Raw genomic sequence first — 25,929 nt, forward strand, 5'->3', positions numbered from 1 at the left:
AGGGCCCCCTTGGTCATCTTCATCAAGCCTGTCATGTTAACGCTGTGTAAACAAGGGGTAATAACGCTTGATATCCCGGGAATGCTGAGCGATACATCACACTGCTGGCGCTGGCCCTCACCAGTCTCCGACTATGTCGGGTAGGGTGCCAGTGTGTCAAGACCCCCTTCCAACCCAGCAGATTCATCGCCTCCACCCGGCGGAAACCACCCTGGCCAGGATGGTGCCACCGCATCGGGGAAGGTAAGGCCGCCCCGCGCTGCTGTCCTTATCGCCGTGGTGGTTGCGGCCGAGGCGACGGCACTCCTGGCGGCAGCTGCATGGTACGCATTCGAGCTGGTATCGGGGAGTCCGGTCCTGTCGTTCTGGGGTGCTGTGTTTACCCTCGGGCTTCTGCTCGCCTTTTCGGCGTGGCTGTACGCGGTCGGCCATTTCCTGTACCGAGGGTTCCGGTGGACCCGCGCAGCCGCACTGGTTGCCCAACTGTTTGTTCTGACGATCGGTTTCCCCACCCTGACCAGCGGACTGGTCCTTGCCGGACTTGCAATGGTTGTCCCCGCGGTTACAGCCCTTGTGCTCCTTTTCCATGGCAGCGTGATCGCCTACGCCTCCCGGACCGGTGGAGCGCCGCCGGCCTTATAGCCCGCACTGCCGCCCCCGCTGCTGCCGGCCCCGGCCCCGGGCGGCGCCCAGGCAACCTGGAGGGCGGACGACCCTCCTCCGGAAATCAGCACTGCCCTGCCCGGCGGAGCAGCGGGCTCCGCTTCGAAGCGAACGCCGAAGAGGTCCCCGTCCGCCATTGAGCGCGGCGCGAGCAGCATGCCGGCGCCGTGAGCCCTGGACGCCATGACAAGGGGGAGACGCTGCAGCAGCAGGGGATTGTAGTTTGCCGTCAACAGGACTGTGTGGCCCCGTGACTGAAGTTCCGCCAAGGCGGTCAGTGCGTCAGCAGACAGGTGGTCGGCATCGTCGGCGATGAGGAGCCGGCGCCCCGCCGCGGTCCGGGACGCGGGGTCCAGCAGCAGCGATGTCCAAAACCTGTCCGGCTCCGCAGTGTCCGGCGGATGTACCCAGCGGGCTTGCGGGTTCAGGATCCGCAGCGCCCGCAGGCTGTTGGTTTTACCTCCGCCGGGGCGGCCCAGGATCGTGAAAACGCCGCCGGCGGGTACGTGCAGGCGGACCGGGGAGAGCTCATCCCCACCCACTCCAATCAACAGACCGGGTGGGGCGGAACCGGTGCTGGCCACGTTTGAAGCCGGGTTGCCCGCAGACTCCTGGACGTCCGTAACTGAGACGAGCGAAGGCAACGACTCAATCCGGAAGGGCAGTGTTCCCGGCTTGGCGCTTAGCTCCATGCCTGTGTTCCGTTCCCACTGGTCCGCGGTGGCGAGGTCGTAGATCTGGCAGACCGCAGGTTCGCTTCCGGCGACTTGTCCAAAGGCCACGGCCCGCCCTTTCACAGATGCGGTGGAAGGCATCCGGGGCCAAGCGAGCCTGCTGTCCTCGTTCGAGGCTGCGGGAAAGAACAGCCGGTTGGGCAGCGACCCGCCAAACCGGGCGGTGGCCAGTTCCCGTTCACCGGATATGGCGACAGTTATCCCGGCGCGCTGACCGTCCCGGACCAGATCCTGTACCAGGTCCTCCGCCCACGCAAGCGGTCCGGATCTGAACGCAGACACCCAGGATCCCCACCCGGAGATGACGAGCACCAAGGGAGTGGCCCCTTGATCAGGGCGGCTGAGTCGGCGGCTAAGCTCGCCGGCCAGCCGCTCCAGTACCCGGACCGCGCGGCGGAGATCGTGAATTCCGGCATGGGCACCCGTCCTTTGATGGCGGGCGGCATGCTGCAGCCCGCCAGGGGCATCGAGGAAGTAGCAGTGTGACTCACGCGGGTGTGCCAGCAGGCGACGGATCGCCAGGTCCAAAGCTTCAACGGCGCCCGAGGTGGAAGAGCCAACGAGTGCCAGATGCCCGTGCCGGGCCGGTTCCCAGATCAGGGGAAGGACGCATTGGGCATGGGGCAGGTCCAAGGCGCCCAGCTCAATGGACCAATCCGGCTGCAATCCGCTTGCCGGCCGGGTGCGTTCCCGGGCCGGTGCCGCCACGGGTTCGCGGAGGTCTTGCGGAAGGGGAGGAGCTACTGGGCGCCGGGGGACGGAACCGCCCCGTGCTGCCCAAAGCGTGCGGACCAGTTCAATATATGGGCGTGCGGCCTGCGCCGGGGTCTGCGTTTGTCGGACCGGTGCAGCCCCTTCGCCTGCCCCCAGGAAATCGAAGGTGCGCTGAATATGAAGTGCACCGTTCCGGGTTTCCCTGCCGGAGAGGTTCAGTGTCGCCGCCTGGAATTCCTGGGCAGGCTCAGTTCCGCGTGCAAGGAACGCGCGCCCCGGGCGGTCCACTCCGATGGCTGCCGCAGCCTTGGTGCCGATGATGTCGTGGGATTCCATGTCGGACTGCACCCGCAGCGCAATGCTTGAGGTCACGTTGGCCCTGATATCGGCTGTCAATGCTCCCTGCGGCCGCTGCGTGGCCATCACCAGATGGATGCCGAGGGACCTTCCGATGGCGGCGATGCGCATCAGCTCCCGCAGGACCTCCGGGGCGTCATCCACGAGCATCCTGAACTCATCGATGATGATGACCAAATGGGGGAGTACGGGTCCAGCCGTATCCGGCGTGGACCGGTAGGACGCCAGATCCGGCACGTTGGCCTCGGCCAGTGCCTCTTCGCGGAGCCGGATTTCGGCCCGCAGTGAAGCAAGCGTCCGGTCCAGCTCGCTGGCGGACAAGTCCGTCAGCAGCCCAACACAGTGCACGAGGTCGGCTAAGGGCCCCAACCCGGAGCCGCCCTTAAAGTCAACGAAAAGGAAGTTCACCAGTTCTGGCGGGTGGCTTAGTGCCAGCGCAACAACGAGGGTGCGCAGCAGCTCCGACTTTCCCGACCCGGTGGTCCCTGCCACCAGGAGATGGGGCCCGTCGCCGTCAAGGTCCCAGGACCTGACGCCTCCGGCGCTAAGTCCCAACGGAACTGCCAGCCCCGTAGCCTGATCTGCCGTCAGCCACCGCGCAGCTGTTGCGGCCGCCGCTAGAGGCATGACATCCTCCAGGGCGCACGTATCCGGGACGCAGTCTTCACGCGCCCTGCTATCTCCTCCGGCTGCAAGTTTCCGGCAGAACGCGTCAAAGACCTTTGCGGGAGCCAGGTCGGGCACGAATTTCATGTGGGCTTCCGGGCAGGCGAGGGACGATTCCGGCTCGGACAGTTCCACGTCGGCGTTACTGGCTGGCTCTCCCGGGGTGGTGAATCTAAGGACCTGCCATCCGAGCTGGACTCCGGTTGCGGCAAGGGTGTTGTCCGTTTCCCGGCAGCCGGACGGGCCCGCCAGAATGAGGACTCCGTGCGGGCCGTCCCCCGAAAGATTCTCCGACAAATGACGCCGGCACGTCTCTTCTGTTGCCGTCAGGACGACGCGGGGAAGGAACCGAGCAACGAGTGGAAGGACTTCGGGCCGGCCGTGGATGATCACTCTGGTTCCATTGCCCCGGGGATAACCGGCCAGTTGCATGACCAGCGCCCTGATCATGGCGTCCAACGCCGGGCGTGCTCCGCGAAATACCGTCTCCGGCCGGGACGGGGTGAGGAGGAGCGGCAGCGCACCTGCGGAGCGCTGGCCCCGGACTGCGCCGGCGGGCTGGACGCTGATATTCGCGGGCTGGATGCCCAGTCCGAGTCGAAGCCAGATCCTGCCTTCCCCGGCGCCCTTCCCGGGGGATTCAAGGCGCTGCGCACTCAGGGCGAGTGTGGCCAGGGACGGCCCGGCCCGCCGTCGTCGTTCCTTGTCCTCCCGGACAGCCGCGGCGACTGCTGCGGCGGTTTCCCGCCGCTGCTTACGTCCGGTAAAAAGGGGGATCAGCACGGAGACTGCTGAGGCGCCGGCAAACGCCAGGAACATCCACATGCCCGTGAAGACGGCCAAGCCGACCCCGATGGCCAGGGGGAGCGTTGCGGTCAGCACGAGGACAGCGCGGTTTCCGTGATCGGTGCCGGCGGTAACGGTTATGGGGTCCGCAACACCAGCGCCGGCATCTGCCAGTGACCCTGGCGGGCAGTCTGTGAAGACCAAGGACATGACCGACGATCCGCACCGGATGTCGGATGCTGTGGACACGGCCGCATTCCGGATTCTCCGGCCATCCACCCAGGTTCCGTTGGAGCTGTCCAGGTCTTCGATGAAGATGCCTGTGTCCGTGACGGTGAGTTTCGCGTGCTTGCGCGACATTTCGGCGTCGTCAATGGAGATTCGTGCGCCGCTCCTGCCAATCGTGAAGGTGCCGCGGGCAAGGGCAACCACGGTGCCTGCCCCGGAGCCGCTGTGGACAGCCAGTGCCAGCCCAGCCTCCGCCTCGTCGGCAATCCGGGACAGCCGCTTCCGGAGCGGTGGCCTGGCAACGCCGGCATCGACGAGCACGGCGCCCGCGACAAGGGGAGCGGTGCCAACGCTGAGGGAGTCCAGTCGGATGCCATGGACAGTAACCTCCCCTGTGTGGAACTGGCGCGCCAGATGGTGGTGGATTTCCGTCCCGGCGGTCCCGGCTGGAGCTTCGATGGTCAGCTCCAGTGGCGGGTCACCGGAACCAGGGCCGGCAGCCCGTACCAACGTGCAGTGCAGTGTCATGTGGTGGATTCCTTTGAACGATTGGTTCCAAGCTAGGGGCTGGGCACCGAAGGGGCAGGCCCTTACCGGGGCTATGTGGAAAACTTCGATCTGTTCTGCGGAGGTACTGCCATGCGGATCCTTCGCTGGGCTAGGATCGCTGCACACGGACCCCGCCGGTCCTGCGGCCACGAAGGAGACCTGTGAACACCATTGCTGCCAGTGCCGATGTTTCCCCCGATTCCGTCATCGGGTCCGGTTCCAAAGTGTGGCACCTGGCCCAGGTCCGGGAGTCGGCGCGGCTGGGGAGTAACTGTGTGATTGGACGCGGGGCCTATATCGGTCCGGGAGTGGTTCTGGGGGACAACTGCAAAGTGCAGAACTACGCCCTTGTCTATGAGCCTGCCGTCCTTGCCCCGGGCGTCTTCATCGGACCGGCGGTTGTACTCACCAATGATGTCTTCCCCCGGGCGGTCACGCCCGACGGCAGCCTCAAGACGGAGGAGGACTGGGACAAAGTTGGGGTAACTGTCCGCGAAGGCGCCGCCATTGGAGCGCGGGCCGTATGCATTGCGCCCGTAACGATCGGGGCTTGGGCCACCATTGCTGCGGGTGCGGTCGTCACCAAGGATGTGGCGGACTTCGCCCTGGTAGCCGGGGTGCCTGCCCGCCGGGTGGGATGGGTCGGCCGGGCCGGACACCCGTTGCAGCAGGAGGGGACCCTTTGGGTCTGTCCGCAGACCGGGGCCAAATATGTGGAAACGGACGGGGAGCTCCACGAGGCCTAGACCGCATCCCTGGCAGGGCGGGTAAGGGAGGCGATTCGACTGGCGCCGCGGTCACTCGGGTAGGCTAGAGCAGCAGACAATGCTCAACATTGCGCTGCCCGCATTCGAACCAGGAGATTTTGTGACCGCTGACCTCGTCATCGTAGGGTCCGGCTTTTTTGGCCTGACAATCGCAGAACAGGCCGCCACTGAGCTCGGCTTGAAGGTCGTTGTCCTCGACCGTCGCCACCACATCGGCGGAAACGCCTACAGCGAAAAGGAAGAGCAGACAGGCATCGAGGTGCACCGCTACGGTGCCCACCTGTTCCACACCTCAAACGAACGCGTGTGGGAGTACGTCAACCGGTTCACCAGCTTCACCAACTACGTGCACAAGGTCTATGGCGTCCATAAGGGCGAGGTCTACTCCCTTCCCATCAACCTCGCCACCATCAACCAGTTCTTCCGGGCCAACCTCACACCCGGCCAGGCCAAGGACTTGATCCAGGAGCAGGCCGGAGAGCTTGCAGGCACCGACCCGCAGAACCTCAACGACAAGGGAATCCAGCTGATCGGGCGTCCCCTGTACGAGGCCTTCATCAAGCACTACACCGGCAAGCAGTGGCAGACGGACCCGAAGGACCTTCCCGCCGGAATCATCTCGCGGCTCCCGGTTCGCTACAACTACGACAACCGGTACTTCAACGACAAGTACGAGGGCCTGCCCACCAACGGCTACACGGCCTGGATCGAAAAGATGGCGGAGCACCCGAACATCGAGGTCCGCCTGAACACGGACTTCTTCGACGAGTCGCACGAGTACAGCAAGAACAAGGTCGTCGGCAATATTCCGGTCGTGTACACGGGCCCCGTTGACCGCTACTTCGATTACGCCGAAGGTGACCTGTCCTGGCGCACGATTGATTTCGAAGAGGAAGTGCTCGACGTCGGGGACTTCCAGGGTACGTCCGTGGTCAACTACAACGACGAAGACGTTGCCTACACCCGCGTTATCGAACCCCGGCACTTCCACCCCGAGCGGGAGTACCAGACGGAAAAGACCGTCATCATGCGCGAGTTCTCGCGCTTTGCCGAGAAGGGCGACGAGCCCTATTACCCGATCAACACATCGGCGGACCGCGACCGGCTGCTCAAGTATCGCGATCTCGCAGCCGGTGAAAAGGACGTCCTGTTCGGTGGCCGCCTGGGCACCTATAAGTACCTCGATATGCACATGGCCATCGGTTCTGCCCTGACCATGTTCGACAACAAGATCCGCCCTCACTTCGAGGCGGGAGCCGACATCGAAAGCGGAGGAGTCGACGCATGAGCGTCCCCACCGATACCAAGAACCAGAATAAGGCCGAGGGCGGCGCCGCGGAACCAGGCCAGCAGTGGCAAACCCTGCAGCGCGTGATCCTTCCCAGCGCCAGCCAGATGGATACTGTTCCGCTCTATATGGACATGGGAACCGCCACGGGAATCCAGCTGCCGACGGCCGGCGACAGGGACGGGAAGACCCCCAAGGCCCGAACCATCAGCAGCCCTACCAAGGAAGCGCACGTGGAGGATTTCCTCTCACGCCACTCGACGTCCGTGCGGTCGGGCGAACGCGTTTCCTTCGGCAGTTACTTCAATGCCTTCCCCGCCAGCTACTGGCGGCGCTGGACCACCGTGGACAAGGTCCGGCTGCAGGTCCGTACTCAGGGCGCCGGCTCTGTCATCGTGTACAAGTCGAACGCCCGCGGATCGCTGCAACGGGTGGACACGCGCCGGGTTGAGGGTACCGCCGAGAACTTCTTCGAACTGTCGCTGGCACCCTTCGGTGACGGCGGCTGGTATTGGTTCGACCTGTTGGCCGGAACTGAGCCACTGGTGATGCTCGATGCGGAATGGCAGGGACCTGCCGTTGAGACCAGCCCAGGCTCCGTCACCCTGCAGATCACCACCCTGAACAAGACCGACTTCTGCCTCAACAACCTCCGGCTCCTGGCCGAAAGCAAAGAGGCCCTCGACCACGTACAGGAAATCCTGATTGTGGACCAGGGGACCCAGAAACTCGCCGATGCTGATGGGTTCGACGACATCAAAAAGATGCTCAAAGGCAAGTTGCGCATCATCAACCAGTCCAACCTCGGAGGGTCGGGCGGATTCGCCCGTGGCATGTTCGAGGCCGTCGAGAACGGCAGCGACTACGCACTGCTCATGGACGACGACGTCGTCGTGGAGCCGGAAAGCATCATCCGGCTGCTGACCTTCGCTGATCGCTGCAAGACTCCCACGCTGGTGGGCGGTCACATGTTCGACCTCTACAACCGGACCGTGCTGCATACCTTTGGAGAGGTGGTCAACCCCTACCGGTTCCAGCCGTCGCTGCCCAGCGACGAAATGATCCTGGGTCACGACTTCCAGTCCTCCAACCTTCGTCAGACGTCCTGGCTGCACCGCCGCTGCGACGTTGACTACAACGGGTGGTGGATGTGCCTGATTCCCACACAGGTAATCCGGGAAATCGGGCTCTCCCTTCCTTTGTTCATCAAATGGGACGATTCGGAGTACGGGCTGCGCGCGAAGGCCCATGGCTACTCCACGGTGTCCCTCCCGGGATCGGCCGTATGGCACGTTTCCTGGATCGACAAGGACGACCTCGTTGGTTGGCAGGCGTACTTCCACGCCCGGAACCGCGTGGTGGCTGCGCTGCTCCACAGTCCGTACGAGTTCGGCGGGCGCGTCATCAAGGAATCGCAGTATGCCGATGTCAAACACCTCGTTTCCATGCAGTACGCCACCGCGCAGGGCCGCCAGTGGGCACTCGAGGATGTCCTGAAGGGCCCCGAAGCCCTGCCTGAACTTCTCCCGGCCAAGCTGCCCCAGATCCGCGAAATGATGTCCGCGCACCCCGACGCCGTCTTCAAACCCAATCCTGAGGACTTCCCTGCGGCAAAGATGGACAAGCCGCCGCGCCGAGGACACGGGCCGGCACAGCCGTCCAAGATTTCCTTGCTTCCCTGGGCAGCAAAAACCGTGGTCCGCCAGCTGGCGAGCCCGGTGAAGGAAACCAGCACCGAACGTCCGCAAACGACCATTGCGCACCAGGACAACCGGTGGTGGCGTATGGCGCAGTACGACAGTGCAGTGGTCTCCAACGCCGAGGGGACCGGTGCGTCCTGGTACAAGCGCGACCCCAAGCAACTGAGGAAGATGCTGGCTGAGAGTGCCCGCCTGCACTCCGCGCTGCTCAAGGAATGGCCCGCGCTCAGCAGGAAGTACAAGGCAGCTGTCGCGGACCTGACCTCGATGGAGTCGTGGAGGAAGACGTTCGAGCAACACACCCAGAACGAAATCAAGTGAGTGCATCATCTCCGGCTGAACTGACAAGTCCAGGGCTTGGGGGTGGACTCCGGGACATCCGGCAGTCAGGATTCCTGCTGAAGCTCTTGGTCCGCAAAGAACTCAAGGTCCGCTACCGCGGGTCCGTGCTCGGGCTGCTGTGGTCCTACGTAAAACCCGGCGTTCAGTTCGTCGTCTTCTATGTGGCCCTTGGTGTATTCCTGGGGCTGGAGCGCAGCGCCAGGAACCCAGAGGGTCTTCCCAACTACGCCGTCTACCTTTTCTCGGGGATCGTACTGATCAACTTTTTCTCCGAAGCGCTGGGAAACGCGTCCCGTTCAATTGTGAACAACGGGAACCTGATCAAGAAGATCTACCTGCCCCGTGAGCTCTTTCCGGTTGCCTCTGTGTGGGTCTCCGCGGTTCACTTTTTCCCGCAGCTGGTGGTGCTGGTGGCCGGCTGCCTGCTGGCAGGATGGCATCCGAGCTTATTCCAGCTGCTGGCAGCTGTGGCGGGTTTCGTGATCGTGGGCCTGCTGGCTACCGGCCTTGGATTGCTTTTCGGATCTGCAAATGTGTACTTCCGGGATTCGGAGAACCTGGTGGACATGCTCCTGATGGTTGCCACCTGGGCTTCGCCTGTGATGTATGCGTGGTCGATGGTGGAAGCGAAACTCGGTTCGACGTGGTTTGCCATCTACCAGGCCAACCCCATCACCATTGGTGTGGAACTATTCCATTACGCGTTTTGGTTCCCCACGACGGATGGCACCACCGCCATGCCACCCAATCTCTTCACCCTATGGACACCGCTGGGCCTGGTTATCGCCCTGGCCATTGTCATTTTGGGTCAGTTCACCTTCCGGCGGCTCGAGGGCCGCTTCGCTCAGGAGCTGTGAGTGGTCAACGCAATCGAAGTTTCAGACATCAGCAAGCAGTTCGTCCTCCGGCACACGCGCTCCATCAAAGAGGCCGTCGTTTGGTTGGTCAAGGGCCGGAAAGGCGACCTGTCCGAGAAGTTCCATGCTCTGAAGAACGTCTCCGTCGACGTCAAGACGGGGGAGACCGTGGCGCTGCTGGGCCTTAATGGTTCCGGCAAATCGACGTTGCTAAAGCACATCTCCGGCGTGATGCTCCCGGATTCCGGAACCGTCAGGACCAGGGGGCGGGTGGCGGGCCTCATCGAAGTCGGCGCCGGCTTCCACCCCGATCTGTCCGGCCGGGACAACGTCTTCCTCAACGGGGCCATCCTGGGAATGACTGAGCAACAGGTCAAGGACCGATTCGACGATATTGTCGAATTCTCCGAGATCGGGCAATTCATTGATACCGAGGTCAAGTTCTACTCGTCGGGAATGTATTTGCGGCTCGCATTTTCCGTTGCCGTCCACACTGATCCCGAAGTGTTCCTGATCGATGAGATCCTGGCCGTGGGCGACGAGCCTTTCCAGCGAAAGTGCATCGACAAGATCCAGGAACTCGCCCGCGACGGAAAGACGCTTGTGGTGGTGAGCCACGACCTGGACCTGGTCTCCCGCATTTGCGACCGCGGAATCCTCCTGGAGCACGGTAACGTGAAATTCGACGGACCAATCCACGAGGCAGTTTCGATTCTGCGCGCCTGACAGTCAGCTGCGCGAGGACGTCCGCTTCCGAGCGGATGCTGGTCCCTCATCGTTAACGTTTGTGGCACGGCGTGCCGCCCTGGCCGCTGTGCCACTGAATTTTCGGAGGATTCTTGTCCTGGTTTGATACAGTCCCACAGTTTGTCCTGGCAGCGGCTCTGCTGTTTGTTCCGGGACTGGCCGTGGGTGCCGCAGCCAGGTTGAGGGGATTCCGCATCTTCGCCCTGGCACCGGGACTCAGCGTGTCGGTAGTGGCCGTTGCCGCGATCGTTGCTCCGTTCGCCGGAATCCGGTGGTCACTGCTGCCCGTCCTGGGCATCACTGCCATTTTGGCCGGGCTCGCCTTTGCCGCGTCGGCTGTTTTGGCTAAGAAGAGCCCGGAGGTTCAGGCCCGTGACAGCGGCAATCCGCGTTGGGTCCTGATTTCAATCGGGTTGGCGGTTGTCATCGCCGCCTTCTTGGTTTCCCGCCGGCTTGTTGAAGCCATTGGCCACCCGGAGTCCTTTTCACAGACATTCGACAATGTCTTTCATCTCAACGCTATCCGGTACATCCTCGATACCGGCTCAGGCTCATCCCTGACGCTTAACGAGATGACCGGTGCGGCGTCGTACCCTGCAGCTTGGCATGACCTTGTCTCATTGCTGGCCAGCGTTGGCGGCGGTGGAATACCGGTATCGGTCAATGTCATCAACATTGTCGTCGCCGCCGTTGTCTGGCCCCTGGGCTGCATGTACCTCGGACGCACCATCTGGGGCAACCGCCCCGCAGTCGTCCTGTCCGCCGGTGTCCTGTCCGCCGGATTCGGAGCCTTTCCCATTTCGCTGCTCGATTTTGGGGTGCTCTACCCGAATTTCCTTGCCGTCGCCCTCCTGCCCCTGGTACTGGCTGTCTCGCTTGAAGTCCTCGGATTATCCGCAGTGCCGGTTCATTCGAGGATTATTGGAGCACTCGTTCTCCTCGCAGTACTGCCGGGCGTCGCCCTCGCCCACCCCAGCGCCGCCATGGCCTGGATTGCCCTGCTGGCTCCGCCTGCTGTTTTCGTCTATACGCGCCTTCTGGTGCGAACATGGACTACAGCGCGCGGACGAACCCGATGGGCAGCGACCGCGGCCCTGGCGGCGCTGGGCGTGATCGCCGTCGTCGTTGTTCGCATTCTCTGGGACCTCGTCCGGCCACCAGCGGAGGCCGCCTTCTGGCCACCTGTTGAGAGTAGTGGCCAGGCCATCGGCGAAGTTATCGCCAGCTCTGCGATTGGCCGTCCCGTAGCCTGGGCAGTCATGGCCCTGACCCTCGTTGGCATCTTCGTAGTGGTGAGGTCCGGCCGGCAGCTGTGGTGGTTGGGAACCTATGCTGTGGCGGCATTCCTGTTCGTCGTGGTGAGTTCGTTCCCCGCTGACGATTTCCGGACGTACTGGACGGGAATCTGGTACAACGATCCTCCCCGGCTCGCTGCCCTCTTGCCGCTGGTTACGATTCCCCTTGCGACCCGCGGTGCCGTTTGTGTTTGGGAACTGCTGCTCAAGGGAGCCACCCGCGGCGTGGGTATTGTGCAGCGGAAGCCTGCAGCGGAACCGGGCAAGCCCTTCGAAAAGGCTGCCCGCGTACCGCAGGCAACCTACATGGTGGTTGCCGGCCTCATCGCCGTTCTGGCACTCGGTGGGCTAACGCAGCGTGGAAGCGTGCGCCAGGCGCAGGACTCGATGGCCGGTTCATACCGGCTGTCTGCTGACTCACCCCTAATCTCCAGCGATGAGCTGGAGCTGATTGACCGCCTTTCGGAGGAAGTGCCTGAGGACGCCGTGATGGTGGGGAACCCTTGGAACGGCAGTTCCCTGGCTTATGCCCTGGCAGACCGAAAGCTCATCCAGCTGCACATCCTTAGTGCCGTTCCTGACGGAACGGGAGCGCTCCTTAACGGGCCTACCCCGTCGAAAGACGATCCTGCAGTGTGCCCTGCGGTTCAGAAACTGAACATCGACTACATCCTTGACTTCGGCCACCGCGAAGTGCACGGCCGGGACAGCGGTTACAAGGGGCTGGACAGCCTCATTGCCGCAGGAATGGCCACCCTTGAAGATTCGGAAGGCGACGCTAAGCTCTACAAGCTGCAGCTTTGCGGAAATTGATTCCGCCCTGCACGTAGGCGTCGAGGAGACCCGTCCTGAGTCAGGCCTTCTGCCACAGCCGCAGGCCGGGAATCAGCAGGCCCAGGAACAGGATTGCCTCGCTGAGCGCCATGGACAGCGCGATGCCATCCACCCATCCGCGGGTCGCGGCCACAAACATCAAGGTCACTCCGACGACGGCTGAGATGAGGGTCCAGACCAGAATCAGGCGCTGGCGGCCCTGCGGCAGCAGGAGATTCCGGATGAAGGGCGTGCTGGCAGAGATGAACAGGAATGACAGCCCGTAAAACGCGCAGGTAGCCATACTTGCGCTCTTGTCAGCCCCGAAGATGAGCGTCGTTGCCAGTGGACCCAGCAGGGTAAGGAAAGCGGCCCCGGCGAGTCCCAGGACAAAATGGGAGACGATGGCGGCTGCGTGGCGCTTTCTGGGGCTTGCTTCCTGCAGTTCCAGGGTCCAGCCCTGGAAAGTATTACCCAATGCCATCACCGAGAAGAGCCCAAAGCGGTAGACGGTGTCAGCGGAGCTGAAGCCGGCCATGACGGTGTTGGGCACAAAGGCCTGACCGATCGGCAAAGGTGTTGCAGCGTAAGTGGTTCCGGAAAGGCTGATCGCTGCCGGCCCGAACTGTCCGCGCAGATGCTGGAAGGTGCCGCGCCAGGACGCAAACGTCTTGCCCCTTTCAGGAACCGCTATCCTGTGGAAAACCATGAGGCTCGCAATGACGGCCACAATCAGGATCGCCGCATAAAGCCAGATCTGCGACGTCATCAGGATGACCGGGACAGCGATAACGGTGGCTACCACCCGGGGCATAGTGTCAAAAAGGGCAAGAAGTGTCGGCTTGCCGGCGCCAATGCAGAACCATGCCGGTGACATTCCGGCCACGGTAGTGGTCATGGACATCGCCGCCGCGTCCAGGCGATGCTCGGGCGCAGCCAGGCTCCAGGCCAAGACAAAGACAAAGGGCACGACGGCGGCAGACAAGACCAGCCTTGTCCGGATACTTTCACGGTAGACCTCAGCCCGGTGCTGCGGCGCGGGGTTCTGGGCAATTTCTACGGGCCCGAGGGTATTCCATCCCCAGGCGATAACTGCACCGCCAAAGGCGCCCGCTGACTGACCTGCCGCAACGCTGGACCAACCGCCGGCACCGGCTACGTGGGCCACGATCGGTATAAGAAGGAAAGGTGTGACAATCGACAGCAGCGGCAGCCCGGTGAAACCGGCAAGCCTCAGCAAAACAGCCTTCATGCGTTCAGTGTGTCCTTCTGTCTAATGGTGGCCGGCAGTCCGCCGGGGGCATCCTCCTGTCCCGCAGAGAGGTCCGTTCCCGGGAACAATCGGTCATGGTGTACCCAGGGGTTCCGGGCGTGGCGGAAGCGCAGGGACCAGGTCAGGACCGGTGCACCGAGTCCCGGCCGTTGGGTGGGAAGTTCGGCAGGACGATGCCCAAGCTGATTTCCAAGGCCCGTATGGGGGACACGTTGCCGCGGCGGACTCCTCCCACGAGGGACCGGACGAGCTGCCACCTGTATGGCCGTGCGTAGAGCTCCAATGCCTGGCGCAACTCCTGTCCGACGGGGAGCCCTGACTGTTCTGCGCGATCCAGCAGGGTCCTGGCCATGAGCGTCCGCCAGCCAAGCCCTGTCTTATGGATGATGCTGCTGATGCTCCGCGGGGAAGTGCTTCCCTCATAACGTCGGACGAACCGAAGAGTGTTGCGGACCGAGGTGGGCAGGCTTTGCCGGGATTCGCCCACCACGTTTCCGCCGTGTTGGATATAGTCCTGGAGCACCAGGTTCTCGATGTTCATTCCGCCTCGGACCAATGAACAAAGCCCAATCCAGTGATCGTGATACTGCGAGGGCGCGGCCATCGAGGGGAACGGCAACGCCAGGTCCAGTACGTCGCGCCGGAAGATGCAGAGAGAACCGGTGACCTGGTTGTTGGCGAGAAGATCGGCAGGGCCGACGTTCCTTCTGTCGGTCAGGGTTCCGCTGGAGGGATCCTGGTTGGCTGCGGAAATGTGTGGAGGCACTACCCGTGCCTGGCTGGTGACAAGTGCGGCTTGTCCGAGGCGGGGGAGGAGCGTTGCCAACTTCTCGGGATACCAGAAGTCGTCCTGGTCGCTCAATGCCACCCACTGGGCCTCCGCCGGTACCGCGTTGAGTGCGCGTTCGAAATTGTGGTGGAAGCCCAGGCGGTCGTCGAATCCGAGAACCTGGAACCGGCTGTCATCGCCGCAGGCCCGGCGCACCATGTCGGCAACTCGCTGGTAGTCGCCATCGACGGAGATGAGGCAGACGAAGTCCTTGTGTGTCTGCGCCTGGATGGAACGCAACTGGCGGGCAAACAGGGGTTCGTCCGGTTGGTACGCCGCCAACGCCACGGCGCCAAAAGAGGAGGCAGGGGCGCCCGCAGCGGACCCGTCCCCGGGACTGCCCGGCAGCGTTGTCATTGCGTGTCCGCCTTCCGGCCCAGTGCCACAAAGAAGGCGCGCAAGAGCATCACCCTGGCGCGCAGGATCACCGCAACCGGACGACGTGACTTAGGCGTCGTGTTGTCGTCGTGCAGGCGGCGGGCCACGGTGGGCGCCGCAACGTGCACCATGCTTCGATTCCGGTTGCCCACGATGGCAATCCACTGGTCGTGGGTTTCGGTGAGGAACTTCGGGAAGGGGAGGATCATGTTCTTCGCCCGGGAAGTGAAGGCCATAGTGCACCCGTAGTAGGGGCGGATGCCTATCCACGTAGTGACCAGGTTCGCTACCCACCGGCTGCTGTCAGACTCCTTGAGTTGAACCTTGTGGTATTTGTTGGCCGGGCCGCCAAACACGGTGAAATTGCTGGCGGCGAAGTCCTTCGTCTGCAGGGCATCCACCAACCTGTCCACGCGTCCGGGAAGCCAGATGTCGTCCTGGTCCGACAGCATAATGTACTCGCCCCTGCTGGCGGAGACTGCTTTCTCGAAACTCGCAACGTAGCCCTTGTTTTCCGCGCTCGGCAGGAGAACTATGCGCGGATCCTCAAGGCGACGGACGACGTCGAGCGTGGAGTCCTTGGACGCATCATCGACGATGATGAGCTCATCCTCCGAAGACAGCTGCGACAGGATGGATTCAATCTGTTCTGCAACGTACTCCTGGCCGTTGTACGTTGCCATGCACACGGATACCCGCACACCGCCGGCCCCGCTCATGCGCTGAGCTTCCGCTGGAACGAGGGATCGATCTTGCCGAGCCTTCCGAGCCAGCCATCCACGAAGCCGCGGGCAAATGCCCGGTATTGCCCTTTTCGATTGGCGCCGTACAGCATCCGGAAGACGTCACTTTCCAGTTGGAAGCGGAGCCTGCGGAGCAGCCAGATCGGGAACCTGGCGCCGTACTGCCGCCAGAGATGGATGTTGTTCCGGGTCATGTAGTACACCCGGAAAGGGGCATGTGAGTGCACGTGGCGCTTTCGGCCCAGAACACTGACATGCCATCCGAAAAGCATCATTGGCTGTGCCTGGCCGAGGGCATGCGTCATATTGCATCCCTTGCCCACGAGGGTGGCCAGGCCGTGGGACCTGACACGAAGGTTGAATTCAGAATCGACACAGTCAATGAACAACCTGCCGTCGAGCATTCCGGCTGTCTTGAACGTGGATACCGGGATGACGGCGCCAGATTGCAGGGGGTCGAAGGCTTCGGGAAACCGTGCCCTCCTGGCCAGCAGCGGAACGTTGAGGCCGTTGTGCGACTGGGCACTGACCAGGCCGACGTCGATCCCGTTGGCAGTTGCCTCCGCGTACGTTGCCAACGCGGCCGCGATGTAGCCATCATCGAGCGCGGAGTCCTGGTCAAGCGTGACAAGGAAATCCGGAGACCACGCTTTGAGCGCTTCATCGATTCCTGCATTCAGTGCTGCGGCAATTCCCACATTCTCGGGCATGCGAAGCACCGTGCATCCCAGCGCTTCCAGACCGTTCAGCACGCTGCTCATGTGCTGGGGGTCGGAACCGTCGTCGACAACAACTGTGTGAGCGACTTGCTGGTTGAGCTTTTCGACCCTCTCGGGAAGGTCCTGGGGAGGGTGGAAGGCTGAGATAACAGCCACCACACGCGGGTCACTCTGGTGCGTCACGTCTTATAGTTCCTTCTCGCTTACCCAAATAGACCGTTCCAATGCGTCAGGGAACTGTCAGACAGCAGGCTTCAGTCTATCGTCGGGGCGGACGGGCCTCCATTTGCCCGGATCGCCGGCCCGGACAGTCGGGCTGGAAGCCGCCTCTACAGGCCGACGCGGTAGCATTGACCGGGGTGCTCATCTCCGGGCAAACAGATCCAACCCTGTGAATCTTCAAGAAAAGGACCTACCTGGCATATGGCCATTGATGTATTGCTTCCGTACTACGGCGACGTCGACCTGATGAAACTCGCGGCGCAAAGCGTCATGAGCCAGCAGTTCGAGGATTGGCGCCTCATCGTGGTCGACGACGGTTACCCCAGCCCGGAACCCCAGCGTTGGTTCGAATCCATGTCGGATCCCCGCGTCAGCTACCAAAAGAACGAAGAGAACCTCGGCGCCAACGGCAATTACCGCAAGGCGCTGGAACTGGCCGAAGCTCCCATCGTTGTGGTCATGGGTGCTGACGACATCATGCTGCCGAACTACCTCGACGTTGTGTCCAAGGCGTTCGAAGCCTACCCCGAAGCCAGTGTTGTCCAGCCCGGTGTCCAGGTCATCGATGAGCAGGGTCGTGCGTGCTCGCCGCTGGTGGACATCGTCAAAAAGGTATACGCACCCTCCACCAAGGCCACAGTCCTCCTCCAGGGCGAAAAGATGGCCACCAGCCTTGTCAGGGCCGACTGGGCATACTTCCCGTCCCTGGCGTGGCGCACGGATGTAATCCGCCGGATCGGCTTCACGGAGGGTTTGCACGTGGTTCAGGACCTTGCGCTGCTGCTGGATATTGCAGCCGAGGGGGGCTCCATGGTGGTCGACCCGACGCTGGCGTTCCTCTACCGGCGGCACTCCGCTTCCGACTCGTCCGTCAAGGCACTTGACGGGCGCCGGTTCGATGAGGAGCGCGCATACTTTGAAGGACAGGCACGGCGTTTCCGTGAACTGGGCTGGAACGGAACGGCGCGCGCTGCGGCCTTCCACACGACGTCCCGGTTGAACGCAGCCACACTGGTAGCCCGCTCACTGATGATCGGTAAAACCGATTCGCTGCCCAGGCTTTTGAAGCACGTGGTCTCCTAACCGACTGCATAAAAAAGGTGGCTGCCCCCAAGTCCAGGGGGCAGCCACCTTTTTCCGTTAGGGCGTTGGTTCCGGAGGCACCGTTCCAGGGTGCGTGCCGTTGCCGGCGGCCGTGCCATCCTGCGTCAGGCTCTCCTCCAACTGCAGGACTTTGAGGCGCAGGATCCCCACCTCCTCCGCAAGGACGCGGACTTCGTCTTCCGCCTGTGACTGTTCGAAGGAGAGGTGCAGGCAAACGGACACCAGCAGCACAATCGCCATGGCGAACAGAAGGTTTGAAGGCACCTTCACGCCGAGAACTCCGCTTGACCAGAAGAGCAGCTGCGGGAAGGCCACCAGCACCAGGACCCCTATCCCGATGATGATCCAGATGACGGCGTACTTTTCGCGCAGGTGACGGCGTCGCAGCATTTCGAAAATGATCAGCAGAATGACCAGCACAAAGATGAAGCCAACGAGCGTGGCCATGGAAACTCCTAGTTGGACGACGGTTCGTTCTTCTTGCGCGTCAACGCAAAGAGGAGGGCAAAGGCTGACCGGCCCAGGTAGATGGCCGCCTTGACGGGGTCGTGGCTTGGGGTGCCGCCCTGCCGTTCGCGCATCGAGACGCCTACTTGGCGCACGGTACATCCCGACCGGATGGCTACGACCAGGGAATCGATGGTGTCGCCCAGGTATTCGGCCGGGTAGTGGTCGACGTACTGGCGAATGGCTTTAGCATTGGCAGCCCGGAACCCGGATGTCACGTCCGTGAGCCGGGCGCCTGCAATCCGTGAGATGGTCCAGGCCAGGACGTTCATGGCCCATTTGCGGGGACCCCTGACGGAATACGTGCCCTTGTCTGCGAACCTGGCCCCGATGACGATGTCCGCTTCCTGCAGGCCGTCGAGGACGGCCTTGATATCACGGGGATCATGCTGGCCGTCGGAGTCCACCTGGATAACCCGGGTGTAGCCGTGCATTTTTGCGTACTTGAAGCCGGTCCGCATCGCTCCGCCCACACCCATGTTGAAGGGGAGCTGCACCACCAGTGCGCCGGCATCGCGGGCAACCTGGGCAGTGTTGTCGCGTGAGCCGTCGTCCACGACAAGGACACTGCATTCAGGGCCGAACTCGAACACTTCCCGGATGGTACCGCCGATGGCCTCCGACTCGTTCCAGGCCGGCATGATCACCAAGGTGCGGTGGGCTTGCTCTGCAGGAGTCATGCTTTATCGTTTTCCGCCTTTAGGTAGGCAGTCAGCCGCTCATCGGCGTTGGCGACATCAAAACCCGTGGAGTGTGCCTTGGCCAGGTTCAGGGCACTCTTGAGCGGCCGCGGAGCGGCGGCCTTGTCCTTGAAGTATTCAGCAGTGGTGACGCCAGAGACATCAGTCCTGGAGGCGCCGGCCTGCTCGTAGACATCGGCCGCTATGTCAGCCCAGCTCTTTACGGGTCCATCGTTGCTGAAGTTGTAGGTTCCGTAGGCGGCTTCGGTGGTCAGCAGGTGGCTGATGAAAGCAGCAATGTCCTGGGTGAAGGTCAGGCGGCCTGTCTGGTCATTGACGACGGCCGGTTTGATCCCCCTGCCAGCGAGGCTGGCCATGGTGCGGACAAAGTTGTTGCCTTCACCGATGACCCAGCTCGTCCGCACGATGTAGTGGCGGGGAACAACACTTGCCACCGCCTCGCCTGCAGCTTTGGTTTGGCCGTAGACACCCAGGGGAGTGAGAGGCTCGTCCTCGTCGTGGTTGTCGCGGCTCCCGTCGAAGACATAGTCGGACGAGACGTGGACCAGTGTGAGGTCATGCTCGACGGCGGTGCGCGCCAGGTTGGCGACGGCCGTCACGTTGATGGCCCAGGCGGTAGCCCGGCCTTCCTCGGTTTCGGCAGCGTCCACAGCGGTGTAGGCCGCGGCGTTGACGATGGCGGAGTAGTTTTTCCAGTTCCGGTTCTTGAAGGAATCCGCCCGGGCGAGGTCGAACTCACCGCGGCCGGCGAACTCGACCCTCGCGTCGCCGTCGTACTGTTCGCGCAGTGCCTTGCCCAGCTGGCCGTCGGCGCCGACAACGAGGATCTTCCTGGCCGGCATCGGGGCGACATCTGCCATCCGCGGGTGGGCTTTGTCCTTGTCAGAGAGCTCGGCCTGGTCCAGCGGGATCGGCCAGGAAATGGCAGCGGTTTCGTCTGCCAGGTTAAGGAAGGTGTACTGACCCTGGGCATCTGCAGACCAGTGGTCGTTGACCAGGTACGTGTAGGCCGTGTTGTCTTCAAGGGTCTGGAAGGCGTTGCCGACCCCGCGCGGAATGAAAATGGCCTGGCTGGGGTCCAGCTCAGCGGTGAAAACAGCGCCGAACGAGGGCCCTTCACGCAGGTCGACCCAGGCACCGAAGATCCGCCCTGTGGCAACAGAGATGAATTTGTCCCAAGGTTCGGCATGGATTCCGCGGGTGGTTCCGGCTTTTTCGTTGAAGGAGATGTTGTTCTGGACGGGCCGGAAGTCCGGCAGTCCCAGGGCAACCATTTTCTCCCGCTGCCAGTTTTCCTTGAACCAGCCGCGGTTATCGCCGTGGACCGGAAGGTCGTAAAGAACGACGCCGGGAATTGGGGTTGTGCGGCCGGAAAGCTTTTTCGAGAACTCCAGAGACATGGACTACTGGCCCTGTTCCTTGTACTTGGCTTCGGTGGCGGCTTTTTGCGGGCGCCACCACTGTTCGTTGTTGCGGTACCAGTCGATGGTGTCTTCGATGCCGGCGTCGAAGTTGGAGAACTGGGGTTCCCAGCCGAGTTCGTTGCGGAGTTTGGTGGAGTCGATGGCGTACCGCAGGTCGTGCCCGGGACGGTCCACTACATGGTCGTACGCGTCCGGGGCCAGGCCCATGTGCTTGAGGATCAGTTCGACGACGTCCTTGTTGTTCTTCTCGCCGTCGGCACCGATCAGGTACGTTTCCCCGATGGTTCCCTTGGCAATGATGGCCAGGACGGCCGAGGAGTGGTCGTTGGCGTGGATCCAGTCACGGACATTCTCGCCCTTGCCGTAGAGCTTGGGGCGGATCCCGTCGATCACGTTGGTGATCTGCCGCGGGATGAACTTCTCCACGTGCTGGTACGGGCCGTAGTTGTTTGAGCAGTTGCTGATGGTGGCCTGCAGCCCGAAGGAGCGCACCCAGGCGCGGACCAGGAGGTCCGAGCCTGCCTTCGTGGAGGAGTACGGGCTGGAGGGGTTGTACGGGGTCTGCTCGGTGAACCGCTCGGGGTCGTCCAGTTCGAGGTCGCCGTAGACCTCGTCGGTGGAGATGTGGTGGAAGCGCTTGTTGTGTTTACGGGCCGCTTCGATCAGCGTGTAGGTGCCGATGATGTTGGTGTCCAGGAAGGGGCGGGGGTCGTGGAGGGAATTGTCGTTGTGCGATTCTGCTGCGTAGTGGACCACGACGTCGGTGCCTGCGACCAGGCCGTCCACGATGGCGGCGTCGGCGATGTCACCCTCAACGAAGGTGAAGCGGTCTTCGGGCAGGCCGCGCAGTGATTCAAGATTGCCGGCGTAGGTCAGCTTGTCCAGAACAGTGACATGGTCATCAGTGTTTTCCAAGACATAGTGGACAAAGTTTGAGCCAATGAAGCCGGCTCCGCCGGTCACAAGAAGTCGCTGCATAATTCCCAAGACTACCGGATTTGCCGCTGCACTTACCGAAGGGAAAGATGGGGGCATGCGCGGAATAATACTTGCCGGCGGAACCGGCTCAAGGCTCCACCCCATCACACTGGGTGTCAGCAAGCAGTTGGTCCCTGTCTATGACAAGCCGATGATCTACTACCCGCTGTCAACCCTCATCCTTGCCGGGATCCGGGACATCCTGATTATCACCACCCCGCATGACGCCGAGCAGTTCGAGCGGCTCCTCGGGGATGGCTCCCGTTTCGGCGTCTCCATCACCTACAAGCAGCAGCCCTCGCCGGACGGCCTGGCGCAGGCTTTTGTCCTCGGTGCAGATCACATCGGCGACGACAGCGTTGCTCTTGTGCTGGGCGACAACATCTTTTATGGCCAGGGCATGGGTACCCAGCTGCGCCGGTTCAAGACCATCGACGGCGGCGCCGTCTTCGGTTACTGGGTCAAGGATCCGTCGGCCTACGGCGTGGTCGAGTTCGACGAGCAGGGCAAGGCACTTTCCCTGGAGGAAAAGCCAGCTGCACCGAAGAGCCACTACGCGGTCCCCGGACTGTACTTCTACGACAACAACGTGGTGGACATCGCCAGGAACCTGAAGCCCTCTGCCCGCGGCGAGCTTGAGATCACGGATGTCAACCGTAAATATCTCGAAGCCGGAAAGCTGCAGGTGGAGATCCTGCCACGGGGAACTGCCTGGTTGGACACCGGGACATTCAATGACCTGAACGACGCTTCCAACTTCATCCGTACCGTCGAGAACCGGCAGGGTCTCAAAATCGGGGCACCGGAAGAGATCTCGTGGCGCCTGGGCTTCCTGACGGACGACGAGTTGCGGGAACGCGCTGAGCCGCTCGTCAAGAGCGGTTACGGGGCGTACCTCCTGGAGTTGCTGGCCGAGAGCAACAACTAGCTGGAGCCAATACAAAGGGGGTGAAGCCAAGCTTCACCCCCTTTCTATTGGCCGGGTGGCCCCTAATACGTCAGAGTCTTACAACCCAATGCCGTATTGCCGGTGGTGAAGGGGGAGACTCCAATTCCGTAGGTGCACAACGTGTACGTGCCACGTACTGTGGTTTTGACGTTGACAGAATATCCGTGGGTACCCGTGATGCCGAAAGCACTGTTTGCGTCGGGCCGGTCCACCGTCGTTGAGAACACGTATCCCGTGGTCTTGCCGTCGGGGCCGGTGACATAAGCGTGAACGGGATTCGAAAGCGTCGGCATGTCCGGGTCGTAGGTCCACCCCGTCGCCTCCAGCGAAGTAACCCCCGCAGCCGTCTTGATTGCCACGGAATCGAGCACGCCCACCGGCGCACCGCTCTTGCCGGCGTCAGCCGTGCGGCAGCCGATCAGGGGGTTGTTGGATGCCAGGGGGCTGGGCGCGATGGCGTAGGCGCAGGCAGTGTAGACACCGGGGCTCGTGATGGGAATCGAGGGAGCGAAGCCGTGGTCGCCCGTGACGCCGAACGCAGTATTTACATCAGCCCTGGGGCGTGACGCATTGAAGGCATACCCCTTCGTGGTTCCATCGGGTGAGGTCACATAGATGTGCACGTCGATGGACCGCGAGGCATCTGCCTTGTCCACGGCCCAGCCGGCGAGCGACAGTGAGGCTGAGGTGCTCGTCTTGTTGATTGTCAGGCTGTCGAGGCTCCCGATTGGTGGGGCGACAGCTCCGACATCGACGCTGCGGCAGGACAGCAGGGGGTTTCCCGGGGCAAGCGGGCTGAGCGCTATCGCATAAGAGCACACCTTGTACTTGCCGGGCGCCGTGATGGGGATGGCCGCGGCAAAGCCATGGTTCCCGGTCACGCCAAGCGCGTTGTTGACGTCGGCCCGTGCCTGGGACGCGGTGAACGGGTAGTTCTTAGTGGTGCCGTCCGGCGAGGTCACGTAGACGTGGACAGGGATGGACTTTGTGGAGTCCCCGCGGTCCAGTGCCCAACCACGAACTGAAAGTGCGGCTGTGGTGGACGTCTTTATCAGGGATGCGTCATCGAAACTGCCAATGGGCGCGGCCGCCGGGGCGAAGCTCAGCTGCCTGCAGCCGATCTCGGTATTGCTGTACTGGCCTATGGCGTAAACGCAGAGTTTGTAGGTGCCGGGCGCCGTGATGGGAATATCGCGCTGGTAGCCATGATTGGCGCCCATCCCCAACGCCTGGTCCACGTCGGGTCGCGACAGATTCGCGGGCATGACATAACCAGTCCTGGTGCCGTCCGGCGCCGTAAGATAGGCATGGGCCTCAGTTGCTGTTGCCGGGTTGGCGCCGTCGATTGCCCACCCCCGAAGGGATAGCGATACCTTGTCTGCGCTCCGCACTTCCTTGGCGTCATCAATGCTGCCCATGGGCGGCTCAACGCCCTTGGCAACAATCGATTTACAGCCAATTTCAGTATTGCTGAACGCGCCAATGGCGTAGGCACAGGCCTGGTAGGTTCCGGATTTCTGAATCTGGATGCCTTGCTGGAAGCCATGTTGGCCGGTGACTCCAAGGGCAGCGTTCACATCCGGGCGGGATACGTTGGCGGGGAGTGCATAGCCAGTGCGCACTCCATCCGGGCCGGTGACATAGACATGTGCCTGGGTTGATGCGGAGGAATTGGCGAAGTCGACGGCCCACCCGCGCACGTTCAGCTGCGTGGTGGCTCCGGTCCGCTGCACCGACAGGTCGTCGAAGGACCCGTCGGGAGCCGCGGCTCCGGCGAATGTCCGCAAGGAGGCATAGTCGCCGTTCCAGACGTTGGAATCGCCGGCGAAGGGGCCTGTGGAACTGTATTGCCAGATGCTGTAGGTTCCCCAGCTGCCGGTGGGGACGGGGCCGGCATTGTTGGTGGCAGAACTGGGGTAGGCGGCAATCCACAGTGGATAATCACCGAAGCCGGCTGGATTGCCCACACATTGGTTCCACCAGCTCGTGTTGGTGTAGATAACGGGAAGCCGCCCGGTCAATGAGCGCATGGTGTTTCCGAAGTCCCGGATCCAGGACTGGAGCTGCGCTGCAGACATGTTGTAGCAGGTGTTGCCGAAGTAGAAGCCGTTGATCGTCCGGCCCTCGTAGGGATTGAACTCAAAGTCCAGAACCGGCGGCATCGTGTAACCGTCCGAGGACCATCCGCCGCCATTCTGCACGAAGTAGCGGGCCTGGTCTGCGCCCGACGACCAGTTGGGGATGGCGAAGTGGTAGGCCCCCCTGATCATTCCAACGTTCCGCGCTCCCTGGTACTGGGAGCTGTAGGAGGGATTGGTGTAGTAGTTCCCTTCAGTTGCCTTCACATAGGCGAACCTGGACCCCATGTTCCACTGCTGTTTCCAGTCCACGGTTGGCTGGTGGCCGCTCACGTCGAGCCCCTGGACGCCGAACGTGGGCATCCAGGTGCCTTCGCTGGCCAGTGCTTCGGAACTGAGCTTCCGTACTGATTCCGAGGGGGTCGAGCGCACCACCCGTGCAGATCGCTGGCCCATTTCGGCGCCGCCAATCCCGACCGCTTCAGCCATGGACTGCCGGGCATCCGGAGAAGCCGCTGGAGCCGGCGGTTCGGTGGCGGCCGCGGGCTCCTGCGACGCCGGGGTGGCTCCGCCCGGAGATGGCGGGGTGGGCGCCGGCGGTGTGGCCGGTGAACTTGCCTCTGGTGTTGCCGATGCAGTTGACGACGGCGCCGGTTCTACAGCCAAGGCGGCGCCCGTAATTCCGGGGCTTGCCATTAGTGAGGCTGTAAGCAGCATGACCCACAGCGATTTCACGGCGGGGCGACGGGACTGAGACGGGTTCCGCTTCATATTGGCTCCGGAGACAATGTGGCGCTCTCCTGAGCGCTCATTTCGATAACTGGCCAAATGCTGCCCCCCAGGGAGGCACTTGACCGTGGTAACTCGACAATTAACGCGCTCACCATAGCACTGGTGTGACCAGCGTAACCAGTGGTTCTTTTGGGACTGGAGTGATAATGGGGGAGGCGCGGCGGCGGTTTATCCACATTCCGGGGAATATGACTTGTTGCGATGGTGTACCCTCCCTAGGCTGGTCCCACTTGCACTGCCTCCGCCGGGGGCGGCAGTCAACTGGGGGAAACTGGAATGGATGCTCTGGGGATAGTCGAGGACGAAGTCCGGGAACTGATCAGGCGCAGGGGGCTTGACCCCCTGAACCAATCAGCTGAAGTGCGGCGGCTTGTCGACGCCGTGGTGACGGACTACGACGAGCGGGCCCTCATGGGACCACTTCCGCCGCTGGGTCCCTTGGACGCAGCGCGGCGGTTTCTGTTCGACGCCGTTGCGCGCTTCGGAGTCCTCCAGCCTCTGCTGGACGATCCCTCGATAGAGGAAATCTGGCTGAATGCTCCCAACGAAATTTATGTGGCACGCAATGGGGAGTCCGAGTTAACCTCGCTCAGCCTTACTGAGCAGCAGGTGCGTGACATGGTGGAAAGGATGCTGAAGAGTTCCGGCAGGCGCCTGGACATGTCATCTCCGTTTGTTGATGCGGTGAGTTCTTTTTGGATGGGTTCTAGCTGGCGAGCTGTCTAG

The 25,929-nt window shown here is 62.4% G+C and carries 19 protein-coding genes and 1 pseudogene; 10 read left to right on the forward strand and 10 right to left on the reverse strand.

What is annotated here, in order from left to right; all coding sequences use genetic code 11:
• Window positions 1–270: 270 nt before the first annotated feature.
• Window positions 271–642: a hypothetical protein gene (locus tag UC32_RS03310; RefSeq protein WP_139187616.1), complete on the forward strand. Its 372-nt coding sequence runs from the start codon at window positions 271–273 to the stop codon at window positions 640–642.
• On the opposite strand, the gene UC32_RS03315 is transcribed toward UC32_RS03310, so the two are convergent.
• The gene (locus UC32_RS03315) at window positions 603–4,676 is read right to left on the reverse strand and encodes an FtsK/SpoIIIE domain-containing protein (protein WP_045729771.1); all 4,074 of its coding nucleotides are present in this window, start codon (window positions 4,674–4,676) and stop codon (window positions 603–605) included. The two genes, UC32_RS03310 and UC32_RS03315, sit on opposite strands and share 40 nt — an antisense overlap.
• Before the next feature lie 182 nt (window positions 4,677–4,858).
• Here UC32_RS03315 and UC32_RS03320 point away from each other — a divergent pair, with 182 nt between their 5' ends.
• The 6 genes from UC32_RS03320 to UC32_RS03345 all read left to right on the forward strand — a co-directional run bounded on the left by UC32_RS03320 (window position 4,859) and on the right by UC32_RS03345 (window position 12,506).
• Window positions 4,859–5,443: an acyltransferase gene (locus tag UC32_RS03320; protein ID WP_082071882.1), complete on the forward strand. Its 585-nt coding sequence runs from the start codon at window positions 4,859–4,861 to the stop codon at window positions 5,441–5,443.
• Window positions 5,444–5,564: 121 nt separating this feature from the next.
• Window positions 5,565–6,752 carry a UDP-galactopyranose mutase gene (gene glf / locus UC32_RS03325; protein ID WP_043794670.1) on the forward strand — a complete coding sequence of 396 codons (1,188 nt, stop codon included), beginning with the start codon at window positions 5,565–5,567 and terminating at the stop codon, window positions 6,750–6,752.
• The gene (locus UC32_RS03330) at window positions 6,749–8,773 is read left to right on the forward strand and encodes a glycosyltransferase (RefSeq protein ID WP_045729773.1); all 2,025 of its coding nucleotides are present in this window, start codon (window positions 6,749–6,751) and stop codon (window positions 8,771–8,773) included. Before glf ends, UC32_RS03330 begins: the two co-directional genes overlap by 4 nt.
• The gene (locus UC32_RS03335; protein ID WP_045729774.1) at window positions 8,770–9,651 is read left to right on the forward strand and encodes an ABC transporter permease; all 882 of its coding nucleotides are present in this window, start codon (window positions 8,770–8,772) and stop codon (window positions 9,649–9,651) included. The genes UC32_RS03330 and UC32_RS03335 overlap by 4 nt, the downstream gene beginning before the upstream one ends.
• Window positions 9,652–10,377 (forward strand): ABC transporter ATP-binding protein, encoded by a 726-nt coding sequence (locus UC32_RS03340; RefSeq protein ID WP_045729775.1) that lies wholly within the window; start codon window positions 9,652–9,654, stop codon window positions 10,375–10,377.
• 113 nt (window positions 10,378–10,490) lie between these two features.
• On the forward strand, window positions 10,491–12,506 hold the full coding sequence (locus UC32_RS03345) for a DUF6541 family protein (protein ID WP_045729776.1): 2,016 nt from the start codon (window positions 10,491–10,493) through the stop codon (window positions 12,504–12,506).
• 40 nt (window positions 12,507–12,546) lie between these two features.
• Here UC32_RS03345 and UC32_RS03350 read toward each other — a convergent pair whose 3' ends face one another.
• The 4 genes from UC32_RS03350 to UC32_RS03365 all read right to left on the reverse strand — a co-directional run bounded on the left by UC32_RS03350 (window position 12,547) and on the right by UC32_RS03365 (window position 16,631).
• Window positions 12,547–13,758, reverse strand: a complete 1,212-nt coding sequence (locus UC32_RS03350; RefSeq protein ID WP_045729777.1) for a lipopolysaccharide biosynthesis protein — start codon at window positions 13,756–13,758, stop codon at window positions 12,547–12,549.
• Window positions 13,759–13,900: 142 nt separating this feature from the next.
• On the reverse strand, window positions 13,901–14,965 hold the full coding sequence (locus UC32_RS03355; RefSeq protein ID WP_045729778.1) for a glycosyltransferase: 1,065 nt from the start codon (window positions 14,963–14,965) through the stop codon (window positions 13,901–13,903).
• Window positions 14,962–15,705 (reverse strand): glycosyltransferase, encoded by a 744-nt coding sequence (locus UC32_RS03360; protein WP_045729779.1) that lies wholly within the window; start codon window positions 15,703–15,705, stop codon window positions 14,962–14,964. The genes UC32_RS03355 and UC32_RS03360 overlap by 4 nt, the downstream gene beginning before the upstream one ends.
• On the reverse strand, window positions 15,702–16,631 hold the full coding sequence (locus tag UC32_RS03365; protein WP_045729780.1) for a glycosyltransferase: 930 nt from the start codon (window positions 16,629–16,631) through the stop codon (window positions 15,702–15,704). The genes UC32_RS03360 and UC32_RS03365 overlap by 4 nt, the downstream gene beginning before the upstream one ends.
• Before the next feature lie 240 nt (window positions 16,632–16,871).
• Between UC32_RS03365 and UC32_RS03370 the strand changes: the two genes are divergently transcribed.
• A complete protein-coding gene (locus UC32_RS03370; RefSeq protein ID WP_045729781.1) occupies window positions 16,872–17,753 on the forward strand; it encodes a glycosyltransferase family 2 protein in 882 nt (293 codons plus the stop codon).
• A 57-nt stretch (window positions 17,754–17,810) separates the two neighbouring features.
• Here the strand turns inward: UC32_RS03370 and UC32_RS03375 are convergent, their stop codons facing one another.
• Genes UC32_RS03375 through rfbB form a run of 4 tightly spaced genes read right to left on the reverse strand, consistent with a single transcriptional unit; the run spans window position 17,811 to window position 21,384 of the window.
• Window positions 17,811–18,221 carry a DUF2304 domain-containing protein gene (locus UC32_RS03375; RefSeq protein WP_045729782.1) on the reverse strand — a complete coding sequence of 137 codons (411 nt, stop codon included), beginning with the start codon at window positions 18,219–18,221 and terminating at the stop codon, window positions 17,811–17,813.
• Window positions 18,222–18,229: 8 nt separating this feature from the next.
• Window positions 18,230–18,961 (reverse strand): glycosyltransferase family 2 protein, encoded by a 732-nt coding sequence (locus UC32_RS03380; RefSeq protein WP_045729783.1) that lies wholly within the window; start codon window positions 18,959–18,961, stop codon window positions 18,230–18,232.
• Window positions 18,958–20,382 carry a sugar nucleotide-binding protein gene (locus tag UC32_RS03385; protein WP_045729784.1) on the reverse strand — a complete coding sequence of 475 codons (1,425 nt, stop codon included), beginning with the start codon at window positions 20,380–20,382 and terminating at the stop codon, window positions 18,958–18,960. The genes UC32_RS03380 and UC32_RS03385 overlap by 4 nt, the downstream gene beginning before the upstream one ends.
• A 3-nt stretch (window positions 20,383–20,385) precedes the next feature.
• On the reverse strand, window positions 20,386–21,384 hold the full coding sequence (rfbB, locus tag UC32_RS03390) for a dTDP-glucose 4,6-dehydratase (RefSeq protein ID WP_045729785.1): 999 nt from the start codon (window positions 21,382–21,384) through the stop codon (window positions 20,386–20,388).
• 55 nt (window positions 21,385–21,439) lie between these two features.
• Here rfbB and rfbA point away from each other — a divergent pair, with 55 nt between their 5' ends.
• Complete coding sequence (gene rfbA, locus UC32_RS03395; protein ID WP_045729786.1) at window positions 21,440–22,312, forward strand: glucose-1-phosphate thymidylyltransferase RfbA; 873 nt, start codon at window positions 21,440–21,442, stop codon at window positions 22,310–22,312.
• 62 nt (window positions 22,313–22,374) lie between these two features.
• On the opposite strand, the gene UC32_RS03400 is transcribed toward rfbA, so the two are convergent.
• A complete protein-coding gene (locus tag UC32_RS03400) occupies window positions 22,375–25,182 on the reverse strand; it encodes a lysozyme (protein WP_045729787.1) in 2,808 nt (935 codons plus the stop codon).
• 297 nt (window positions 25,183–25,479) lie between these two features.
• Here UC32_RS03400 and UC32_RS03405 point away from each other — a divergent pair.
• A pseudogene (locus tag UC32_RS03405) lies at window positions 25,480–25,887 on the forward strand (CpaF family protein); the annotation flags it as partial.
• Window positions 25,888–25,929: the final 42 nt, after the last annotated feature.

The sequence above is a fragment of the Pseudarthrobacter chlorophenolicus genome (assembly GCF_000962805.1).
In the GTDB taxonomy this organism is placed as follows: Bacteria; Actinomycetota; Actinomycetes; order Actinomycetales; family Micrococcaceae; genus Arthrobacter; species Arthrobacter chlorophenolicus_A.